This is a genomic window from Synechococcus sp. JA-3-3Ab (genome assembly GCF_000013205.1).
Lineage (GTDB): Bacteria > Cyanobacteriota > Cyanobacteriia > Thermostichales > Thermostichaceae > Thermostichus.
On sequence record NC_007775.1, the window covers coordinates 2,790,590 to 2,808,083 of the forward strand.

The window sequence follows — 17,494 nt, forward strand, 5'->3', positions numbered from 1 at the left end:
TCTTTGCTGCTCCAGCCCAAGAGCAAATGCGCAATCGCGCAAAGATAGAAGGTCTTTTGCGCTAAAGCAGCAGCAAGCGCCGCAGGATCAGGGCTAGGAGGGCAGCGAAGCTGACCACGATGAGCTGTCCTGGCAGGGTATAGCCAGAGTAGAGCCGAAGCAACTGCAGCAACTCTCCATTCCAGGGCTGAGTAGCTAAGAGATAGGTGATCCCGGTCAGGTGAACCAGGGTCAGGGCCACCAAACCGGCGGCGGCCAAGTCTTGCAGACGCACCGGCGCAGAGAGGCTGGGCTGCACGTAGGGGTTGCGGCGAGGGGGAAAGGAGGCGCGCGGTAAATGAGGATCCGTTTGTCGAAAGGCCATTGTCCCGCAGGCCCAGGCTGCAGGCAGAAACCCGAGCAAATAGCCGAAGGCGGGCTGGTACAGGTATTGCCATCCGCCTCCTTGGGCAAACACCTGCAGCCCCGCCAACCCCAATCCCAGATAGACGATCTGAGCGCACACTGCCGCCACCGGCCCCGCCAGACAGGCCGTCAGCAGCACGCCGCCGATTTGCAGGGAAAAGCTATATCCGCCCACCCCTGGCCACTGAGGCGGCAAGCTCACCTGGGTTAGGGTGCCCAAAATGGTCAAGATCACCCCAATCGCGATCCAGAGCCATTCCAGAGGGGTTAACAGTCGGCCAGAGCGCATAGCCGAGGGGAAGTCTTTTTCTATGCTAGAAGAGGACAAAGTACAGAGAGAGTAAGGTGGTCAAGCCAGAATGGATTGAATTGGCGCAGGCCCTGGCCGAGGCTGCCGGAGCGGTGATCCGACCTTTGTTTCGCGGGGAGCTGAAAGCCGAATACAAGGAGGCCCGCTCGCCAATTGTAACGATAGCCGACCGGGAGGCGGAACGGGCGATGCGGGCGCTGCTGGCCGCCCACGTGCCGGAGCACAACATCCTCGGCGAGGAGTTTGGCTTCCACCAGACCGGATCCCCCTACACCTGGGTTTTGGATCCCTTGGATGGCACCATCGCCTTTTCCACCGGCAAGCCCACCTTTGCCACTTTGATCGCCCTGTTGGCGGAGGATCGCCCCATCTTGGGCCTCATCGATCAGCCGGTGCTGCGCGAGCGCTGGCTGGGGGTGCAGGGACAACCAACCCGCTGGATAACCCCCTCCACCCAACAGCTCACGCGCACCAAAGCCACCACTGAACTCAGCCGCGCCTACCTAAGCTGCACCACCCCCGATTTGTTCGCCCAGCCTGACCAGCGGCAGCGCTTTCAGCAGCTCAGCCGCTCGGTTCACATCACCTCTTACGGCGGCGACGGCTACCAGTACGGCTTGTTGGCCAGCGGCTACATCGATCTGGTGATGGAGTGTGGGCTTGCCCTCTACGACTTTGCTGCTCTCGTGCCTGTTATCGAGGGATCCGGCGGCCTGATTACCGATTGGTCGGGGGATCCCTTGACCCGCACGTCTAGGGGGGAAGTGCTGGCGGCGGCCAACCCCGACTTGCATCGCCAGGCCTTGGCTGCAATAAGCTCCGAGAGGTAGTCCCTAGCCCGAAGGTAAGCGCTGGGGAGCGATTGTTAGAAATTGTTGCTGACAAGATAAGGCTCTAGCCAAGTTCTTCGTCCGGCGCCCCCGTCGACAACCGGTACCGCCACCCCCGGCAGTGCCAGTTCAGACCAAAAGCGTACCAAGCTTTCCCTTTTCTCCATAGCCGTTTCCTGACACTTTCTGACCCCAAACTCAACTGCAGTTTAAGGCTGGAAGTGCTTATCTGGAGCGGGTTTATGGCTTTGGGTGGCTGGAAGCGGGCGAACGGAATCGAACCGTCAACAGCAGTTTGGAAGACTGCGGTTTTACCATTAAACTACGCCCGCACAGGCATTTGCCTCTGCAGCTACCTATACTAGCATCTGCCGGCAGTCTCCTTCTAAGACCATCGCCGCTCAAAGCAGAGAGACGAGATGCTACTCATCGACGCTGAAGCTTCTTCTGGCGTTTCTTTTGCCACTGCTGAAACTCCTTTTCGTAGCGTTCACCCTCCGTTTGATAGGCGTTCCAGCCTTTGAGGGAAACTGTCAAGCCCCAGCCCATGAGTATAAACAGCGACCAGGATAGCCCTCCGCCGGAAAGCCAGTCCAAGCCCAGCAGAAAGCTGTTGACAATTGCATATCGCCCCAGCAACTGGTAAAACTGCCGGCGGCGGTAGCGCTGGAATTCGCGATGTTGGCTGTTCAGCTCTTGCCAGGCCTTCCATTCCTGTTCGGCCAGATCCAGCTCTTGGGAGGAGATCCCCAGTTCGGCGGCCATCTCCTGCAGTTGGGCGCGGGTAAACTCGCCCAGACGCGGCTGGCGGGCCATGGCCCGCTGGAGAATTTGTTGCACGTCCTCTTGGCTGTACCGGGATCCCGACATTGGGTCTACACACAACCTTACAATTCTTAGCCCAAGTTAGCCAGATCTTGCAGCTCGTTAAGTTCGCCTTGCTGCAGAACCCAACCGCTAGACTAAACCTAGGCCAGCCCGCCAGGCGCTTTCTCCACGGCTAAGTTACTCCTTGCCAACCGAACTTGCCAATAGGGCTATGACTTCTACCCGCCCTAGATCCCGCCAGAGCCGTCAGAGTCGGACTTCCCTATTGAGCGATCTGCTGGAGGCTTTGCCCCATCTGCGCCCGCAACTTTATTTCAAGTCTTCTCTGGTTGCCCTTAGCCACGCCATCGAGGATCAGGTGTTGCAAGGTCAGGGATCCCCGTGGGTGTTCGCCAATTTTCAAAAGGAGCGCTACTACCGCCAGGAGGCGCGGCGCTACCGTCGCATCGGCGCGGTTGCCCAAGATGTGTTTGTGTTGGCTGCTCCCGATGGGGCTCAGGCCGACCTGCCCCCTGACTTTATCCCCCTGGATCCGGAGGATCCGCTGGCGCAGGAGTGGCATTTGATCGTTATCGACGCCCACTATGCCACCTGCTTGGTGTGTCGGGAGCGGCCCTGGCAGGGCAGCGACATGGATGCGGCCCGCCAATTCGATGGCATCTGGTCATTTGATCGCTCCGTCACTGCCCAGGCGGCTTTGGCTCTGTTGCCGAAGATCCTTGGCTACCGTCCGGATCTGGCCCCTCGCCTGGAGCCGGTTCGCCAGTACCTCGAAGGAGCTCCCCAGGATGCTGACAGCCAACTGAACCCCGGCCCTTTTACGGAGCGGCTGATCACCTATCTCCAGGTAGGGCAATACAAGCTGCAGCGGGCCTATCGCACCATTCAAGCTCAAGAGCGCAAAGAACACCTGATCAACCGCATCAGCAGCGCCATTCGCCAGTCTTTGCATCCCGGCGATATCCTGACCATTGCCGTTCAGGAATTGGGTCAGGCAGCGAAGGTGGGGCGCTGTTTGATCTACCGCTACGACGGTCAGGTTCCTGCTGTCCAGATCGATCACGAGTATCACACCCTGACGATGGGCAGCCTCAAGGGATCCCTCTGGCCCGTGCCAAGCAACCCTTTTTTGCAGGAGGCGATGGCCTCGGCCCAACTGGTGTGTTGCGAGGACACCCAAAAGGATCCGCGCTTGCAGCAAGTGCCGGAGCTGTGGCAGGCGGCGCAAATTCGCGCTTGGGTGGCCATGCCGATTCTCTATCAGGGGCGGTTGCTGGGCCTATTGGAGCTGCACCACCAACACCCCCGCCGCTGGCAGCTGGCCACCCTGGAGCTGGCGGAAGCCATTGCCAACCAGGTAGGAGTAGCCCTCCTGCAGGCAGAAGCCTATCAGCACCTGGAAGAGCTGAATCGCCAGTTGCAGGCTCTGGATCGGGCCAAGTCGGAGCTGATTGCCGTGATCGGGCACGAGCTGCGCACTCCTTTGTCCACCATTCAAGTGTGTCTGGAGTCTTTGGCCGGCGACCCCGACATGCCCTTGGAGAGGCGCCAGGAGATGTTGAATGCGGCCCTGCAGGATGCCGGTCGGCTGCGGGAGCTGGTGCAGGATTTTCTCACCCTCTCCAAGCTGGAAAGTGGTCGCGTTCGCTGGCATATTGAGCCGCTGTCTGCCCAAGAATGCGTGGAGCTGGCCCTGAGCAACGTGAAAGCGCGACGACGGCACGAGGAGTTACCCACCATCGAGCAGGCGCTGCCCAAACGGCTGCCGATGGTCAGGGCAGATGGCGAGTGGCTGGTGGAAGTGTTGCGCAAGCTGTTGGACAATGCCTGCAAGTTTACTCCTCCCAGCGGGCGGATCTGGATCCGGGCAGAGGTGGAGCCACCAGCCGGCGAACCTGGAGAAGCGATGGTGAGATTTACTGTGGCCGACAGCGGGCGAGGCATTGAGCCGGAGCGGTTGCAAGCCATCTTCGAGCGGTTTTACCAGGCAGAGGGATCCCTGCGCCGTTCCGTGGGCGGGACGGGTTTGGGGCTGGCCATCTGCCGGCTGATCGTTGAGGCGATGGGGGGGCGCATCTGGGCCGAATCGCCGGGGATCAACCAGGGCAGTGCCTTCCACTTCACCCTGCCGATAGCAAACCCACGAACCCAGACTCAGCCCTCGATGGCCGCCTGAAAAGTGGGGGGCTGCCAGGCTGCTACGATGAGCTGGGATCCCAGCCGGCAAATGCAAACCGCGAATGTCCAACAAATCAGGTTGCCGCATAGCTCCCCTCTCCCAAAGGGAGAGGGGCTGGGGGTGAGGGATGGCACGCCCTATTGGGAGTATAAACTCAGGCAGCGCTCCCGAATGGCCTGGAGATTGAAGGCCAAGTCTCGGCAGATGCGCCGTTCCACCAGGCCGACCGGCATGCGGCGCGGCGGCTTCACCTGCAGGTGGTAGGTGAGCAAAGTTTGCTGGTTTAGCCACTCGGCCAGCTCCCAAAACCCCTCGAAAAGGAGAAAGTCCCCCTCTATTTCTTGGAAGCGAAGCTGGTGGGGAAAGATTTCCTCAATGGCCAGCACCACTGCCGCCGAAAAGCGGGCAAAGAGAACCTTTTGGGATCCCACCTGGCGTACCAGCTTGCGGCCGTTCTCGCTGCCGAGGAAGCGGCTTTCCACCAAGTTGGGCACAAACTCCGCCAGATGGTCGTAATCGGTTAAAACCTGCCAAACCCGCTGCCGCTCCACCGGGATCAAGACGCAACCTCGCACTTGGCGGCGGCGATCCCCCAAGTCCTCCACCTCCACTTGGATGTCTTCGGGAACTGGGATCCCGTCTTGCGGGGCAGGGTCTGGGAGGCTTTGGGGATCCTGTGCGGAGTCGGAAGGCATGGCCAGCAATCGAAGCGCGTCAGGGTTGCAGAACAAAGGGGAAGGGCCGGCAGCCCCAACCCAAGCCCAGTCCATTGTACGAGGAATTGTATAGGGGACAACGCGCTAGGGGAAAAAGGCCCGGAACCAGGCGACGATCACCTGCCACACCTGCTCCAAAAAGGCGAAGGGATCCCGCAGCTCCTGCAACACCTGCCGCGGGCCAATTCTAAAGACCACGTACAGCACGGCCAGGAGGACCACGATCCCCACCGCCGTCCAGATGGCCTCCCGAACCACCCGCACCCAGAAAACCAGCACAAAAATGGCGATGGCCACCGCGGCCACCAGCGGCAGGGTCTCCAGTACCATCGCGTCCTCCCTTTGGCTTGGGTTTTGGCCTCTGACCTTAATCTACCCAGTCGAGCCCTGTTGTAGATGCGCCGGGGATCCCATCCCGTAAAATGGGATCACCCCGATGAGCCTTCTTTGCTTGGCTAGACCTATGGACATCATCACCTTTGGCTGGGTTGCCGTTGCGGCTTTCTTCGCCCTTTCCATTGCCTTCGTGGTTTGGGGCCGTAACGGCATGTAGCCCCAAGCATCCCCCTTGTCCTTCGCTACCTCTGGCTCTATGGAAACCGACTTGCCCTGGGTGGCCCGCCTTGCGTATGGGAGCATCTTTTTGCTCTTGACGGCTGTAACGGTGGGCGTTGGCTACATCACCTTTATCGACTGGCGGGATCGGCGGCGGCGCAACGAGGCAGAACGGCAGGCTCGCCGCTCCAAGCGTCGCTAGCTCCTGGGGTTCTGGGAGAGGGGCCAAGAAGTTTCTCATCTCAATCCGGCTTACCGCCAACAACCCTCAGAGTAGGAGAGGCTACCGGGGGCAAGGGATCCTCAGGCTGGAGGCAAGAGAGCTCTTGCAGGAGGCTCTGGTTGGCTTCCCAGAGAGCTTGCAGGTTGTAGCCAGCGTAGGTGGGCAGAAAGTCGGCCAGCTTGCGGTTGGCCTCCCCCAGCAGGATCATGCAGCCGCGGCGGTTGCCGTTTTGCAGGTGGTAGTAGGCCACGGCGGTTTGCAACAGCCCCTGGTAGAAGCGCCGCTCCGGATCCACCGCTTCCATCCACAGGGCCTCCAGGGTGTCGTGGCAGGCGTAGAATTCCCCCCGGTTGAATTGCTCAACCGCCCGTTGCAGCGCTTCCAAATCGCAATCGCCCATCACGCGGTGCAAGAGGTCTGCCCAGGCAGGGATCCTTGCGGCAACACCAGGGTAAAGCACGTCTTGCCCTGGCCGCTTTCTATAGAGACGCAGCCCCCCAGCCGCTGCATCCACTGCTTAACCAAAGCCAGCCCCAGGCCGGTGCCGCCCCGCTTCCAGGGATCCCCGCTGGGGATGCGGTAGAACTTCTCGAAGATGCGCTCCCACTCGCTGCGGGGAATCTCCACCCCCTCGTTGACCACCCGAATTTGCACTTGTTCAGGGCTGAGGCGGCGCGCCGTCACCGTGATGCGGTGCTGAGGCGGGGTGTACTTGCAGGCGTTGTTGACCAGCTCCTGTACCACCCGCGTCAAGGCGGCCTGATCCGTCACCACCTTGCCCACCTTCGGGTCAATCTGCCACTGCAACTGTTGCTGATTGGCCTCGGCCCGCTGCACAAAGGGCTGCAGCACAGTGGGCAGCCAGGCGGCCAGGGACACTTCTTCAAGATGAAGGGGTTTGGATCCCTGCTCCAACCGCTGCAGATCCAGCAGATCGTTGATCAATTCCGCCTCGCGCTCGCACTCCTGCTCTAGGATTTGCAGATATTGCTCCCGTTTTTGGGGGGTGCGGGCCATTTTCAGCAGTTGGATGGCCATTTTCATGTTGGTGATGGGGGTGCGCAGCTCGTGGGAGACGGTGCTTAAAAAATCATCTTTGAGGCGGTTGAGGCGCTCCAGCTCGCTGATTTGTTGCACCGAGGCCTGGTAGAGGCGAGCCTGGCGGATGGCGATGGCACAGTGATCCGCTACCTGCTGTACCACCTGCATCTCCAGGGTATCAAAGCACTCGGCTGCCGCCTTGGCCAACCACAGATCGCCCAACGCCCCCTGGTCATCCCGCAGCGGGCAAACCAAAAGCGTCAGCCCTTCCCGCCGTGGGATCCAGCTTTGCCCCGGCAGATGGCACAGTTGCGCCGCCTGCCCCCTTTGCAGTTGTCGGTAGAGATCTGGGTAGTCGGCCAGGGTTAGGGTGATCCCGCCGGCGGGCGGCAGGGCGGCGGTGTATTCATAGCGCACGGTGGCCTGGCCGGCTGCTCCCTCGTAGAGGCAGAGATCGCAGCCTTGGATGGGCAGCCCCAGCGCCAACTCCTGCACCACCGCCCGCAGGATCTGGGCTTCGTCTAGGCTGCTGCGCACCTGGTCGGTAACCCGCTGCAAGAGGGCATCCATGGCCAAAGAGCGCTGCAGGGCCGCCGTCCGCTCCTCTACCTCGTGCTCCAGACGGGCGTTGAGATCTTGCAACTGCCGGTAGAGCTGGTTTTGCGCAATCGACAGGGCCAGGTGCACCGCAGCGCGGCCGACTAGCTCCAGCTCCGCGGCCGACCAGGCCTTGGGCTCGTCAACTTTCAGCTCCCGCCAAGCGGCAAAGGAGATCAACGGCAGTTCTTGACGGGGATCCTCCCCACCTTCCCCTTGGGCGGGCCAGCGGTAGCCGGCCCAGTGGGTCTCTTGGCAGAGGGCGCCGCGAAAGACGCTCAGCCAGCCCACCAGCTGCTCGTTCCAAACCAGCGGCACCGCCAGCAGCCCGCGAATGGGCGTCTGCTGCAGCTGGGCCTGCAGTTCTGGCCACTTCTCCAACTGGGAAAGCGACCACGTCTTCACCCCGTTTCCTGCTGTCTTGGGCCTTCCCACCTGCTCCTGCAGCCAGGCGTCGTAGCCTGCCGGCGGCTGGATCCCATGGTGGCAGAGGGTGTCCAGGCCCAGGAACCGGATGCGCAGCCGCGCCCCGATCCCTTGGAGGCCGGCGGTAAGCTGCTCCAGCACAGTGGTCAAGGTGGTCTCGGGGTGGAGCGGCGAGTACACCAGCGCCGCAATTTGGTTAATCAAACGTTCCTGCTGCGCCTTTTGCCGCGCCTGCTCCAGCAATTCCGCCTGGGCAATGGCAATCGACACCTGATCCGCCACCAACTGCACCACCTGCAGCTCTTCGGCAGAGTAGGAGCGGGGCTCGGCGTGGTGGGAGACCAAGAGCCCCCACAACTGCTGGTGATGCAGGAGGGGTACCACCAGGGAGGAGGCCACCCCCATGCACTTGAGGTAGTGGGCATGGCAGGGATCCACCAGCCGCTGCGGCACCTCGCCCAGGGGCAAAGGCCGGGCCTGGGCAAAGCGGCCCAGCGACTCCGGCTGGCTGAGGAAGCGGGTCTGGGCCTCCACATCCACGATCACCCGCACCTGGGCCAGGCGAAACAGCTGCCGCGCCTCTTCTGGGATATCCCCCGCCGGAAACGATAGGCCCAAGAGGGAGGGCAACCGCTCGGCTTGTCGGGCTTCCGCCACCACCGTCCCATGGCCTTCCGGGTCGAAGCGGTATACCTTGACCCGATCCGTGCCCAAAAAGGCGCGCACCTCCTCCACCGTTGCCCTCAGGATCTGATCCAGCTCCAGGGATTGCCGGATCTGGTGGGTAATGCGGTTGATGAGGACATCCCGGCTGGCGCAGGCTGCAGGGGCCAAGGTTTCCATAGCTATAGGGGAGTGCAAAAGTATTGGAAGCTACACCTCCCCTTTCACGATAGCGCCCCCTGCCGGGAAGTTAGAGAGCCCCAAGTAAAAAGCTTAAAAAATGCCAAAAGTTCTCCACCCTTCTTCACAAGGGGGGCTGAGGCAGGCGGAAGAGGCGGGCGGCATTTTGGCTGGTCTGTCGGGCCAGGTCTTGCAAGGGGATCTGCAACAGCTCCGCCAGGGTTTGGGCCACCCGCTGCACATGGGCCGGCTCGTTGCGCTTGCCGCGGAAGGGGGTGGGGGCCAGGAAAGGGCAATCGGTTTCCACCAGAAGCTGGGACAGAGGCACCTCCTGGGCCGAGCGGCGCACCGTCTCAGCGTTCTTAAAGGTGACGATGCCGCTAAAGCTGATGAAGCAGCCCAGCTCCACAAACAGTCGCGTCTCCTCCGGGGATCCGCTCCAGCAGTGCATCACCGCCCGCAGCGGCCCCCTGGCAGCCATGGCCTCCCTCAAAATCTCGTAGGTGGCTGCTGCCGCCTCGCGGCAATGGACGATCAGGGCCAAATCCTGCTCCTGGGCAAGGGCAATGTGGGCGCGGAAGGATTCTGTTTGCCGCTCCACATCGGCCGGGTCGGACTTGTAGAAATCTAGGCCTGTCTCCCCAATGGCCACCACTCGGGGGTCGCCGGCGGCCAACTGGGCGATCTTTTCGGCCAGATCCGGCTGCCACTGGCGCGCCTCCAGAGGGTGCAGCCCCACCGACAAAAACACCTCCGGATACTGGTCGGCAATGGCCTGCAATTGGGGAAACTCCGCCGGCGTTACGCAGGAGTGCACCAGTTGCTGGATCCCGGCCTGGCGCCAGCGCTCGGCCACCTGCGGCAGATCTTCGGCAAAATCGGGATAGTTCAAGTGGACGTGGGTATCCACGAGGGGGGCAGCGGGCAAGACGGCGGTGCTCAAGGCTCAGCTCCCGAACCAAATGTTGCGGACTCTATCCAATTGTAAAAGCGGTTCCCGGCCTGCTTGGGGTGGGGGCTGCTGCGGGAGGAGCAGGATGATCCATGATGATTGAGGAAACCTTACGCTGGAGGTTTGCTATGGCCCGTACTCCCTCGACCATGTTGCCTCTGGGCACCCCTGCCCCTGACTTCAGCCTGCCCGATGTGGTGAGCGGCCAAACCATTTCCCTCTCCACCTTTGCCGACAAGCCGGCCCTGTTGGTAATGTTTATTTGCCAGCACTGCCCCTATGTGAAGCATGTGCAAGAGGAGCTGGCCCGCATTGGCAGAGATTATAAGGATCGCGGCGTCGGCATTGTAGCCATCAGCGCCAACGACGTGGAGAAATACCCCGACGACAGCCCCGAGAACCTGAAGAAGATGGCCGAGACCTTGGGCTTCACCTTCCCGTTTTGCTACGACGAAAGCCAAGAGGTGGCCAAGGCCTTCACGGCGGCCTGCACCCCCGACTTTTTCTTGTTCGACGCGGAGCGCAAGCTGGTGTACCGCGGCCAACTGGACGACAGCCGCCCCAGCCTGCCGGATGTGCCGGTGACGGGCAAAGATTTGCGGGCGGCGCTGGATAACCTGCTGGCGGGCAAGCCCATCGATCCCGACCAAAAGCCCAGCCTCGGCTGCAACATCAAGTGGAAACCCGGCAATGAGCCCGACTATTTCAAGCAAGCCTAAATTCGCCAGCAACCCTTGGGAAAGCCTGAGCCGACCGGCCAGCCAAGCCCGCCGGGCGCCTCTAGTAGGGGTGGGCTTGGGGGAATCTGCGGAAAAAGTAGCCAGGGCAGTTCCGGGTTCCTTTGTGCCAGCAGGCTGCAGGCCTTGAAGCTAGGGTTTTTGCCTGCGGCGGCGCCCAGGGTTTTCCCCTCTCCCAGGGGGCTGCGGCATCAGCCGCAAGTTCTGGGTAGCCCAGGGCGCAGAACTAACTCTGACAAACCGGAAAGGACTCCAAAGGCAAGCTGTAGCCGCGGGGAGAATCTCAACATCCTCGATGAATCCAGAGATAACCTCGGGTTAATCTTCCTGGGGTAGTTTAGCGATGGCTGACTCTTGCCAAAGGCAAAAATTGCAGGGGGCGAAGGTCGAAGTGGATTTTCACTGTCGCGATCTGGACGCGATCTGAAATCCGAAAATGCCTTTGCCTTTGGCAAGTTGGTAGCGGAGTCCAGGTCAAGCTTTCAAGCGAGGGAAAACGATGAAGCGTCCTCTACCTTTGTTGGCGGTACTCTGGAGCCTGGTTTTTGCCCAGCCCCTTGGGTGGGGATCCCTGAACCCAGCCTGGGCCAAGCCGTCCGGCACCTTGCGTTTGTACACTTCCCAACCCGATGCAGATGCTCAGAAAACCGTGGCTGCGTTTCGGGAAGTTTATCCAGAGGTTTCGGTGGAGATCTTTCGCTCCGGCACCGAGGAGGTGATCAGCCGCTTTTTGCTGGAAGCCGAAAAGGGTAGTCCCCAGGCTGATGTGTTGCTGGTGGCCGATGCGCCTACTTTTGAGTTGCTGAAATCCCGCAATTTGCTGGAGCCCTACTGCAGCCCTGAAGCCAAGGCCATCGCCGCCACCTACTACGATCCAGACTGCCACTATTTCGGCACCAAGATCCTGGCCACGGTGATCGTTTACAACACGGCCAAAGCCCAGCCCGTGGATAGCTGGGCGGCCCTAGCCCAGGTTCCGGAAGGCCAACTGGTGATGCCCAGCCCCACCTATTCGGGTGCTGCCGCCTACAATTTGGGGGTGATCACACGCACCCCCGGCCTGGGCTGGGAGTGGTACGAAGCCCTGAAAAAGAACAAAACGGTGCTGGTGCAGGGCAATGGCGCTGTCGCCCGCAACGTCGCCAGTGGCGAACAGAGCTACGGCATGGTGGTGGACTTTCTTGCCATTCGCAGCCGCAACGAGGGATCCCCAGTGGAGGTGGTCTATCCCAAGGAGGGCGTGCCGGTGATTACCGAGCCGGTGGGAATTGTCAAAGGAACGTCTAACCTGGAAGCTGCCCAGGCTTTTGTGGACTTCTTGCTGTCTCAGAAGGGGCAGGAGGTCGCTGCTGAGATGGGCTACATGCCGCTGCGGCAGGGTGTGACGCCGCCAAAAGGGTTCCCCGCTTTGAGCGAGCTGAAGATCTTGAGCGCCCCGGCAGCAGAGTTGGCCCAAAGCCGCGAGGCCGACAAGGCCCGCTTTGCCAAGTTGTTTGAGGAATAGGTGGGATCCCTTGGGCGTCGGCAAAGGCGTGGTCTAACGTTTCTGGGGGAGGGTTTGAGTAAAGGGTTAAGGCACCCCATCATTCCCTGGCTGGTGGCTGTACCGGGCCTTTTGGTTTTGACCCATGCCTATCCCCTCTGGCGGCTGCTGCAGCGGGCCTTGGGCGGCGAAGGTGAGAACATCCGCTGGTTGCTGGAAACGCCCCGTGTCCATCTGGCGCTGGTTCACAGCCTTTGGGTGTCGGCGGTCTCAGCCACATTGGCGCTGGTCGGCGGCCTGGTGCTGGCGGTACTCACCACCCAGACAGATTTGCCGGGCCGCAGCATCCTGCGGGTGCTCTTTTTATCTCCCCTTGTGGTTCCGCCCCAGGTTTTGGCCTTGGCCTGGATCCAATGGGCCGGGCCGGTGGGCTATTTGCAGCAGGGGCTGCGCTGGATTTTGGGGGGTCAGGGATCCCTGTGGAGCCTCTACACGCCGGGGGGGATCATCCTGCTGCTGGCTCTTTTTGTGCTGCCAATTGCCTACCTGACGCTGGTGGCGGGCTTGAGCCGGCTCTCCAAGCAAGCTCAGGAGGCGGCCCAACTGGATGGGGCCAACCTGCTGCAGGTTTGGCTCTTCATCACGCTGCCCCTGTTGCGGCCCTCTGTGGCGGCAGCAGCGGCGCTGGCCTTCTTGGGGGCCTGGGGCAATTTCGGGATCCCGGCCTTGCTGGGGATCCCAGGACGCTACCTGACTTTGCCCACCCTGCTGTACCAAGAGGTGATCAACTTCGGCGGGGATGGGTTTGGGCGCAGCGCGGCGCTGGCGTTGCTCTTTGGCCTGCCGGCCCTCTTCTTTTTGGCCTGGTCACAGCAGCCTCAGGCGGGGCTGGATCCGGGCGAGGCCCCTCCGGATCCCTATCGCTTGGGCTGGCTGGGTTGGCTGCTCAGCGGGATCCTCTTTGCCGCAGCCTTGCTGGTCATCCTTGGGCCTTTGCTGGCCATGGCTGCAACTGCCCTGCTGCGGGCCTATGGCCTGCCCTTGGTCTGGTCTAACCTGACGCTGGAGCATTTCCGGCTGGTTCTGTTTGAGCTGGAGCGGGCCCGCCGCGCCACGCTGCACAGTTTGGGTTTGGCGGGAGGAGCAGCGCTGCTCTGCAGCGGGATGGCGACGATCTTGGGCTACGCCCTGACCCGGCTGAAAGCACGGCTGCTGGCGCTGCTCAGCTTCATTGTGGACTTGCCCTATGCCCTGCCGGGCCTGATTTTTGCGTTGTCCCTCATTTTGGTGTGGTTGCCCCCTCCCCTGCCGGGGCTGAGCCTCTACGGCACCCTGTGGCTGATCCTGATGGCCTACTTGGGGCGGTTCTTGGCCCTGGCGCTGCAACCGATGCAAGCTGCTTGGCGCAGCCTGGACACCAGCCTGGAGGAGGCGGCCAGCATCGACGGGGCCTCCCTGCTGCAAACTTTTCGCTACCTCCTGCTGCCCCTGCTGGCACCGGCCTTGACAGCAGCGGTGTTGCTGGTGTTTTTGCAATCTTTTGCCGAGCTGACCCTCTCCGCCCTCTTGGTCACCTCCCGCTCAGAAACCTTTGGGTGGCTCATCTTTGGCTTGCAACAGGGGGGCTACACCCACCAGGCAGCAGCTCTGAGCACCCTGCTGGTACTCGTTCTCTTTGGCTTGGCTGCCGGGATCCAGGCGCTGCGGCGGCAGGTTGGGCAGCCTTAAGCAGGGGATCCCACCAGATCCTTCACGGATGGGGGTCGATGGTGGTGGTGCGACGGATGGGTTGCCCCTTCAGGATCCCCGGTTTATAACCTGCTCTTAATGTCGCTGCGCTAGTATCAGTCCTGCCCTTAGTGGATGCGACTGCATTTTATTTTATGAATACCCGTCGGACTTTCCTGGCTGCTCTGGCCGGCCTGGCGGCTGCCGCTGGTGCTGCCTTCCTGGCTGCTGACAGCTTTGCCCAGTCTCCTGCCAACGTCAAAGTTTGGATTGCCTTTACCGATAACCGTCTCGATTGGGCCCGTCAAAAGGCGGCAGAGTTCAACAAGCAATTTCCTCAATACAATGTAACTGTTGAGGGCTACGGCAACTACGAAGAAATTCAACAGGCCACCGACCTCGCTATTCAACAAAAAGCCGCTCCGGCAGTGGTGCAGTGGTTTGAGGTGGGCACCCAACGGGCACGGGATTTCGGCTACTTCAAGTCCATCGCCGAGGCGCTGGGCAACCGCACCGAAGTGAACGGGATCCCGGTGAACTTCGAGGATTTTATCGAGCCGGTGGTGAGCTACTACACCCTGGATGGCAAGTTCACCTCCATGCCCTGGAACAGCTCCAGCCCCATCCTCTACTCCAACACCGCCATTTTGAAGAAGGCCGGGATCGAGAAGCCGCCGGCCACCTGGCAGGAGCTAGAAGCCGCCTGTGAGAAGATCATGGCGCTTCCCGACGCTCCCCAGGGCTGCGTCACCTGGCCCAACCACGGCTGGTTTTACGAGCAGTGGATGGCGCAGCAAGATGCTCTCTTGGCCAACAACGAAAATGGCCGTGCCGCCCGGGCCACCCAGGTCTTTTTGGACTCGCAGCCCTCGGTGGCTATCGCCACCTGGTGGAAAGGGATGTATGACAAAGGCTACTACATCTACAGCGGCAAGCAGCGGGATTGGGCAGCCACAGAGCAGGCCATCCAGACCGGTACCGTCGCCATGGCCATCACCAGCAGCGCCGACGCGGCCAACATCACCAACGCCGCCAAGCAGAACAACATCGAGCTGGTCACCACCCGCATGCCCTACAACGCCGACAAGGGTTGGACGGGGAACTTGATCGGGGGCGCCAGCCTTTGGTTGGTGAAGGATCTGCCCAAAGAGGTGGAAGAGGGGGCGCTGACCTTCATGTTGTGGCTCAATAACACCGAAAATGCTGCCGAATGGCACCAAGTGACCGGCTATCTGCCCATTCGCAAAAGCTCGGTAGCCTTGCTGGAGTCGCAGGGCTGGTTCAAGGAAAACCCCAACTTCTTCACTGCTATCGACCAAATCAACAACTCCAAGGTCACTCCTGCCACCCGTGGGGCGTTGCTGGGAGCCTTTCCTGAGATTCGCAATGTGGTAACCCAGACCATGGAAGATCTCATGCTCAAGGGCGGGGATCCGGCCCAAGCCATGGCCAGGGCCAACGAGACTGCCAACCGGCTTCTGGCCGAGTACAACTCCCTCTATCAGTAATTGGTCAGGAGCTGGGCTACAGCAAAGCAAAATCTGAGGATGGGGGGTGGGCGGCGGCCTGCCCCTTTTTGGCTTTTGCAAGGTTGGATGGGAGAGAGAACATGGGGAAATGGATCCAAGTGCTGCTGCCGCTGCTGGCGGGGTTGTCGGGGGCCCTCTGGGTGGGATCCCGTTTTCGGCGCATCGAGCGGCCTGTGCTGCTGGGGGCGGCTCTGGGGGGGCTGGCAGGAGGGTTGGGATCCCTGATCTTCATGGTGCCGCTGGATTTTTGCACCTTTGAGCCGGAGCGCAAGGCCATCGACCTCGCTTTTGGCGTGGGGTTGGTGCTGGCGGGCATGGCCATCCCCCTCTGGCCGCTGCTGGCCTGGATCCGCAAGGAGCGGGAGCGCCGCCTGGGGATCCCCAGTGCAGCTCCCCAAGAGAGGGGTATCTTCAAGCAGGGGTGGCTGGCCTGGCTGCTCTTGTTGCCCACCTTCGCCATTTTGGTGGTGTTTCTCTACTATCCAGGGCTGGATACCCTGCGCCTCTCCACCCTGCTCACCTTTGTGGGCGCGCCGCGCAGCCGCTTCGTCTGTGTGGACAACTTTACCGCTCTGCTGACGGATGCCACCTATCTGCGCAGCCTGGGGATTACCTTCGCCATTTCGGCGGCCATCGTGGTGTTGGGGCTGAGCGGATCCCTGTTGATTGCCACGCTGGCCTACCAGCCCATCCGCGGGGCGGCAATCTATCGCATCTTGCTGATCTGGCCCTACGCCATTTCGCCAGCAGTGGCCGGTATCATCTTTTTCATTATCTTCAACCCCTTGGGCGGCGTAGCCAACTACTTGCTGGGGTTAGTAGGGATCCCACGTTTGAACTGGCTGAGCGATCCCAATTTAGCCCCTTGGGTGGTGATCTTTGCCAGCGTTTGGAAGCAAATGGGCTACAACATTTTGTTTTATCTGGCTGGGCTGCAAAACCTGCCTAAAGATTTGCAGGAGGCGGCTGCCATCGATGGGGCGGGGGCCCTTCGCCGCTTCTTTTCCATCACTCTACCGCTGCTTTCCCCCATCACCTTCTTTTTGGTGATCACCAACATGACCTACGCCTTTTTCGATATTTTCGGCACCATTGATTTGCTGACTGCCGGCGGCCCTTCCGGATCCACCTCGGTGTTGATGTACGAGATCTACAAGATTGGCGTATCGTCAGGCAATTTGGGCAGGGCAGCCGCCCAATCCATTGTGCTCTTCTTAATTGTGGTGGGCCTGACGATCCTGCAATTCCGCACCACCGAGCGGAATGTAACGTATGGGGGATAACGGGGCTGGGGGAGAGAGCAAAATCTAGGATTCGTCAGCTTCCGACGGCTTAGAAGGGTCAGACAACTCGCGCCATTGCTTGAAAACATTGCCTAGGTTGCGGCGGAACTCGTCAATCCCCAGCAGGGATCCCGGCTCTGGATCCCAAGAAGCCGAGAACACGCCGTAGCTAATGCCCAAAAAGCCAAGGCCGAAAAAGGCCAGCGACTCCACCAAAGTAAAGTAGGGGGGCAGGGCTATCACATGGTTGGTTAAGAGATAGTAATTGACAAAAAAGCTGCTCAAGCCAAGGCCAGAAGGGATCCCGGAAAAGACCAAGATCCGCCGCACCATACGCCGGCTGACCTCAGGGGGAATGACAGCAACCGGCTCTCTTTGGGTCGGTTGCGTCTCCACCTGAGCAGGGGTAGAGCTGGAGCGGCGGCGGGAGGCTTTGGAATAGCGGCTGGACTTGCCCACGAAGGTAGCTCTCCGACAGTGATTTAGCTAGCTGCCTACTTTTTCACCCGAATGTTCAACCGTTCGGCCAGCTCCCGGAAGCGGTCGGGAGAACGTTTGGCAATGTAGTTGAGCAGCCGCTTACGCCGACCGATCATCATCATTAGGCCGCGGCGCGAGTTGAAATCTTTCGGGTTTTTCTGAAGGTGCTGCGAGAGTTGGTTGATACGGCTGGTTAGAAGAGCAACTTGTACCTCGGCAGAGCCGGTGTCAGTGTCGTGAAGTCGGTAGGTCTCGATAATCTCCTGCTTCTCTTGCTGCAGTAAGGCCATAAGTTCACAAAAACTGGATGCACTGCCTCAGAATGATAACATCGGCTTTTCGTCCTTTG

Annotated in this window: 18 protein-coding genes and 1 tRNA gene; 9 read left to right on the forward strand and 10 right to left on the reverse strand. The window is 60.8% G+C overall.

Annotation, left to right across the window (positions count from 1 at the left end; all coding sequences use genetic code 11):
- Window positions 1-61: 61 nt before the first annotated feature.
- Window positions 62-694 (reverse strand): biotin transporter BioY, encoded by a 633-nt coding sequence (locus tag CYA_RS12950; protein WP_011431541.1) that lies wholly within the window; start codon window positions 692-694, stop codon window positions 62-64.
- 56 nt (window positions 695-750) lie between these two features.
- Here CYA_RS12950 and hisN point away from each other — a divergent pair, with 56 nt between their 5' ends.
- Window positions 751-1,545 (forward strand): histidinol-phosphatase, encoded by a 795-nt coding sequence (hisN, locus tag CYA_RS12955; RefSeq protein ID WP_011431542.1) that lies wholly within the window; start codon window positions 751-753, stop codon window positions 1,543-1,545.
- Window positions 1,546-1,806: 261 nt separating this feature from the next.
- On the opposite strand, the gene CYA_RS12960 is transcribed toward hisN, so the two are convergent.
- Window positions 1,807-1,877, reverse strand: a tRNA-Gly gene (locus tag CYA_RS12960).
- Between the two features lie 94 nt (window positions 1,878-1,971).
- Window positions 1,972-2,415, reverse strand: coding sequence for a 2TM domain-containing protein (locus CYA_RS12965; RefSeq protein WP_041438662.1), 444 nt, complete (start codon window positions 2,413-2,415; stop codon window positions 1,972-1,974).
- Window positions 2,416-2,584: 169 nt separating this feature from the next.
- Between CYA_RS12965 and CYA_RS12970 the strand changes: the two genes are divergently transcribed.
- Window positions 2,585-4,549 carry a DICT sensory domain-containing protein gene (locus CYA_RS12970; protein WP_011431544.1) on the forward strand — a complete coding sequence of 655 codons (1,965 nt, stop codon included), beginning with the start codon at window positions 2,585-2,587 and terminating at the stop codon, window positions 4,547-4,549.
- Window positions 4,550-4,689: 140 nt separating this feature from the next.
- Here CYA_RS12970 and CYA_RS12975 read toward each other — a convergent pair whose 3' ends face one another.
- Window positions 4,690-5,247: an SRPBCC family protein gene (locus CYA_RS12975; RefSeq protein WP_041439263.1), complete on the reverse strand. Its 558-nt coding sequence runs from the start codon at window positions 5,245-5,247 to the stop codon at window positions 4,690-4,692.
- 105 nt (window positions 5,248-5,352) lie between these two features.
- Window positions 5,353-5,598, reverse strand: coding sequence for a hypothetical protein (locus CYA_RS12980; protein WP_011431547.1), 246 nt, complete (start codon window positions 5,596-5,598; stop codon window positions 5,353-5,355).
- Window positions 5,599-5,731: 133 nt separating this feature from the next.
- On the opposite strand from CYA_RS12980, the gene CYA_RS12985 reads away from it, so the two are divergent.
- On the forward strand, window positions 5,732-5,821 hold the full coding sequence (locus tag CYA_RS12985; RefSeq protein WP_011431548.1) for a cytochrome b6-f complex subunit PetN: 90 nt from the start codon (window positions 5,732-5,734) through the stop codon (window positions 5,819-5,821).
- Window positions 5,822-5,836: 15 nt separating this feature from the next.
- Window positions 5,837-6,025, forward strand: a complete 189-nt coding sequence (locus CYA_RS15140; RefSeq protein ID WP_011431549.1) for a hypothetical protein — start codon at window positions 5,837-5,839, stop codon at window positions 6,023-6,025.
- A gap of 40 nt (window positions 6,026-6,065) precedes the next feature.
- On the opposite strand, the gene CYA_RS12990 is transcribed toward CYA_RS15140, so the two are convergent.
- The 3 genes from CYA_RS12990 to CYA_RS13000 all read right to left on the reverse strand — a co-directional run bounded on the left by CYA_RS12990 (window position 6,066) and on the right by CYA_RS13000 (window position 9,896).
- Entirely contained in the window at window positions 6,066-6,446 is a 381-nt protein-coding gene (locus tag CYA_RS12990) for a DUF309 domain-containing protein (protein ID WP_041438668.1), read from the reverse strand.
- The gene (locus tag CYA_RS12995; RefSeq protein WP_011431551.1) at window positions 6,446-8,953 is read right to left on the reverse strand and encodes a sensor histidine kinase; all 2,508 of its coding nucleotides are present in this window, start codon (window positions 8,951-8,953) and stop codon (window positions 6,446-6,448) included. The genes CYA_RS12990 and CYA_RS12995 overlap by 1 nt, the downstream gene beginning before the upstream one ends.
- Window positions 8,954-9,077: 124 nt before the next feature.
- Complete coding sequence (locus CYA_RS13000; RefSeq protein WP_228375368.1) at window positions 9,078-9,896, reverse strand: TatD family hydrolase; 819 nt, start codon at window positions 9,894-9,896, stop codon at window positions 9,078-9,080.
- Between the two features lie 137 nt (window positions 9,897-10,033).
- Between CYA_RS13000 and CYA_RS13005 the strand changes: the two genes are divergently transcribed.
- The 5 genes from CYA_RS13005 (at window position 10,034) to CYA_RS13025 (ending at window position 16,665) form a co-directional block, all read left to right on the forward strand.
- Window positions 10,034-10,624 carry a thioredoxin family protein gene (locus CYA_RS13005; RefSeq protein WP_011431553.1) on the forward strand — a complete coding sequence of 197 codons (591 nt, stop codon included), beginning with the start codon at window positions 10,034-10,036 and terminating at the stop codon, window positions 10,622-10,624.
- A 517-nt stretch (window positions 10,625-11,141) separates the two neighbouring features.
- Window positions 11,142-12,146 (forward strand): ABC transporter substrate-binding protein, encoded by a 1,005-nt coding sequence (locus tag CYA_RS13010; protein ID WP_011431554.1) that lies wholly within the window; start codon window positions 11,142-11,144, stop codon window positions 12,144-12,146.
- A gap of 54 nt (window positions 12,147-12,200) precedes the next feature.
- The gene (locus CYA_RS13015; protein ID WP_228375369.1) at window positions 12,201-13,853 is read left to right on the forward strand and encodes an ABC transporter permease; all 1,653 of its coding nucleotides are present in this window, start codon (window positions 12,201-12,203) and stop codon (window positions 13,851-13,853) included.
- A 155-nt stretch (window positions 13,854-14,008) separates the two neighbouring features.
- Window positions 14,009-15,361, forward strand: coding sequence for an ABC transporter substrate-binding protein (locus CYA_RS13020; protein WP_011431557.1), 1,353 nt, complete (start codon window positions 14,009-14,011; stop codon window positions 15,359-15,361).
- 101 nt (window positions 15,362-15,462) lie between these two features.
- Window positions 15,463-16,665 carry a carbohydrate ABC transporter permease gene (locus CYA_RS13025; RefSeq protein WP_228375370.1) on the forward strand — a complete coding sequence of 401 codons (1,203 nt, stop codon included), beginning with the start codon at window positions 15,463-15,465 and terminating at the stop codon, window positions 16,663-16,665.
- A 24-nt stretch (window positions 16,666-16,689) separates the two neighbouring features.
- Here the strand turns inward: CYA_RS13025 and CYA_RS13030 are convergent, their stop codons facing one another.
- Both CYA_RS13030 and rpsO read right to left on the reverse strand, forming a co-directional pair.
- Window positions 16,690-17,124 (reverse strand): PAM68 family protein, encoded by a 435-nt coding sequence (locus CYA_RS13030; RefSeq protein WP_011431559.1) that lies wholly within the window; start codon window positions 17,122-17,124, stop codon window positions 16,690-16,692.
- A 35-nt stretch (window positions 17,125-17,159) separates the two neighbouring features.
- Window positions 17,160-17,435: a 30S ribosomal protein S15 gene (gene rpsO, locus CYA_RS13035; protein WP_011431560.1), complete on the reverse strand. Its 276-nt coding sequence runs from the start codon at window positions 17,433-17,435 to the stop codon at window positions 17,160-17,162.
- Window positions 17,436-17,494 lie beyond the last annotated feature (59 nt).